Origin of the sequence: Blautia sp. Marseille-P2398 (assembly GCF_964240315.1) — a bacterium.
In the GTDB taxonomy this organism is placed as follows: domain Bacteria; phylum Bacillota; class Clostridia; order Lachnospirales; family Lachnospiraceae; genus Blautia_A; species Blautia_A wexlerae.
The window spans coordinates 1-2,802 of sequence record NZ_CAXSTD010000037.1; the positions used below are offsets into that span (position 1 = coordinate 1).

Annotated in this window: 3 protein-coding genes; 1 reads left to right on the forward strand and 2 read right to left on the reverse strand. The window is 40.3% G+C overall.

The genetic code is table 11. From position 1 onward, the window contains the following. Positions 1 to 211 precede the first annotated feature (211 nt). Positions 212 to 880: a restriction endonuclease gene (locus ACESZG_RS18810; protein ID WP_144137180.1), complete on the forward strand. Its 669-nt coding sequence runs from the start codon at positions 212 to 214 to the stop codon at positions 878 to 880. Positions 881 to 885: 5 nt separating this feature from the next. On the opposite strand, the gene ACESZG_RS18815 is transcribed toward ACESZG_RS18810, so the two are convergent. Continuing rightward, positions 886 to 1,470 (reverse strand): DNA-3-methyladenine glycosylase I, encoded by a 585-nt coding sequence (locus tag ACESZG_RS18815; RefSeq protein WP_055057756.1) that lies wholly within the window; start codon positions 1,468 to 1,470, stop codon positions 886 to 888. Positions 1,471 to 1,566: 96 nt separating this feature from the next. Next, positions 1,567 to 2,802 (reverse strand): type I restriction-modification enzyme R subunit C-terminal domain-containing protein (locus tag ACESZG_RS18820; protein ID WP_373218957.1); only part of this gene is annotated, 1,236 nt, incomplete at its 5' end.

The window sequence follows — 2,802 nt, forward strand, 5'->3', positions numbered from 1 at the left end:
TCATAAATTTTTCAAGGCATTTCTTTTTAAATGTCAAGTAATCTCCGGAATATGCTTTATTTATCTAAATACCATTGACCAGTGAACAGTAACGTAAATAATAACCCCTTCTTCTTTTCTTCGCAAAACACTTGTTCTTTATCATCAAACATGGTATTCTTATTTTGCTGCAGACTGCTATACATTTTATATAATACGGGAGATTCAACACATGGATGGATATGAATTTGAATATCAATGTGCAAAGATACTAAAGCGAAAACATTTTTCTAAAATAAAAGTAACCCAAAGCTCCGGAGATCAGGGAATCGATATCATTGCTTTCAAACATCGAAAAAAATACGGGATACAATGTAAATATTACACCCATCCCGTTGGAAATAAAGCTGTTCAGGAAGCCTATGCAGGTGCAAACTTCTACGACTGCGATAAAGCTGTTGTAATGACAAACATAACATTTACAAAGTCAGCAACCCAGCTTGCACAGAAACTGGATGTTGAACTATGGCCCAACTGCCCTGTTACACCTTTTTACAGTTTACCGTTTAAGATCATGAGTTCATTAAATGCAGTGCTTTTTCTTTACGCAGTGCTCGCATTTCTCTCCCTGAAACCTGAATTTGATTTTATTCATCTTCCCTTTGTTCCTGATACCCTGACGCTGGTCATCATTCTTACAGCTTCTATTTCTGGTATCTTCGGCTGGAGTTTTTTTCTGTGTAATCTCATTGCTGCAGGCGCATACCTTTATCTTGCATTTCATACACTCATTCTGCCGATATATGCAGAAACAGGCAGCTGCACAAATATACATCTGCTTTCTCTGATTCCCGCAGGTGTACATCTGCTTCATGCAGGATGGATAAAAATCAGGAAATAACAGACTTATGAATAACTATTATAATGCTCAGCTTCCTGATTTGCCAAAAAGCAGCCCTGCTCATGAGAAGAGAGAACTCCTACTGCCTGTAAATAGGCATAGATAACCGTTGTTCCCACGAACTTCATGCCGCGTTTTTTCAAATCTTTTGATATACAGTCAGACAGTTCTGAACTTGTCCGGCCAGTTTCACAGATTACTTTGCCATCTGTCCAATGCCAGATATAGTCCGAAAAGCTGCCGTACTCCTTCTGAATTTCCAGGAATGCCCATGCATTGGTAACGGCAGCCTGTATTTTCAGGCGGTTTCGTATGATGCCGGGATTACTCCGCAGTGCTTCCAGCTTGTCCTCAGTGTAAGCGCTGACTTTCTCCGAATCAAAATTGTCAAAAGCCACGCGAAAGGCATCTCGCTTATTCAGAACACATTCCCAAGACAAGCCCGCCTGAAAGCACTCCAATATCAGCATTTCAAAGAGCTTCCGGTCATCATGCACCGGAATGCCCCACTCCTCATCGTGATAACGGATATACCGCTCATTTTTCGGATTTGCCCAGCAACATCGTATCTTTCCATCTGCCCACTTCATCCATATACCGCCTTTCCAAAGTTTATTTTACCACAATATTGAATATCCAAGCTTTATCTCGTCGACAAGCACTTTCGTTCTGATCTACTGACAAATTTACGCAGCAATGGCATTGGCATTAACCTGCTCTATGGTTTTTCTGATCCCCAGCCATACATTTAAGTCTGTAAATATGTCCACAATACTGCCCTGGTCCGTAAAAGGTGATTCCTGAAGAACCGAGAGATCCTTCAGCAGCCCATTATGTACAATATATTCCACAATCTGATTCACAAAATAAATCTGTCTGCTGTCCAGGCAGGTATCATCCAGATATTGTGCAAAGGCAGCCTTAGCAGCATTCATGTCAAGCCCTACAATCTCACGCACAAATTCTCCAAGCGGTTTCTGTCCGTATTCTGCCTCATAATCCTGTTTGGTTCCCACTTCACTCCACAGAATTTTTTCCAGCGTTCTCATGTCATTATTGTCTAAAGGAATATTGGTTTTTAGCTTCTCTATCACTGCATTGTCCTGATGTTGGCGTACATAATATTCTGCTTTTGCCTTATAATTTTTCAGATCATCATTTTCCAGTTCTGAATCCTTCCACTCCATGTTGAGAATCTCATCATCAAAGTTTGTGTCATAGATCATTCTGTCTGCATCCGGAATATATTTCATCAGATCGCGGAGATTTTCTCTGATATGCTCAAATTCAGGAATCCCTGCATTGTCCAGATATCCTCCATGAAGAATCTTGTCTATCAGTTCTGCCTGCATCATAATCTCCGGAATGTTAGAAATCCCTGCCAGTGCAGAAACCTTCTTCAGCAGATCCTTTCGACCACGTCCATATTTCTTTTCTGCCAGATACGCCAGTTCAATTCCATACAGAAGAGCATCAAAACGCAAAGCTTTCGCATCATCATTTTCAGGTCTGATCAATGGAGATAATTCGTCCCGCACTGCCAGAGTGTCCTCATAAGTAAGAACCTTATAATTTTCTTCAACAGCATAAATATCCACATATTTTAAGTGCTGACGCACCGCAAAATTTTCTCGGTTTAACTCCTGCACCTTTCCAGCCATATGCTCTACCAGAGATTTACGATAGGTAATCAATCGTTCTGTCTGATAAGCGGCTCCCTGCAATTTATAGGCAATCTCAAATTCCAGTTGAAAAATTGCTCCCTGAAGTGCAATCATATTTGCAGTGGCACGTCCTTTATTCATGCGGAAGAACTCAAAATTTCCACAGAAATCAAAAATATAGAGGTTAAATGTATTTTTAAATTCTACCTTGCAAGAGTAAATTCTATACCTGTAGAATTTACTTCTGCATGGATTTTT

Bases quoted from the DNA above. Each gene is read 5' to 3' on its own strand.
- ACESZG_RS18810 (WP_144137180.1), top strand. From the start codon at position 212: ATGGATGGATATGAATTTGAATATCAATGTGCAAAGATACTAAAGCGA.
- ACESZG_RS18815 (WP_055057756.1), bottom strand. From the start codon at position 1,470: ATGAAGTGGGCAGATGGAAAGATACGATGTTGCTGGGCAAATCCGAAA.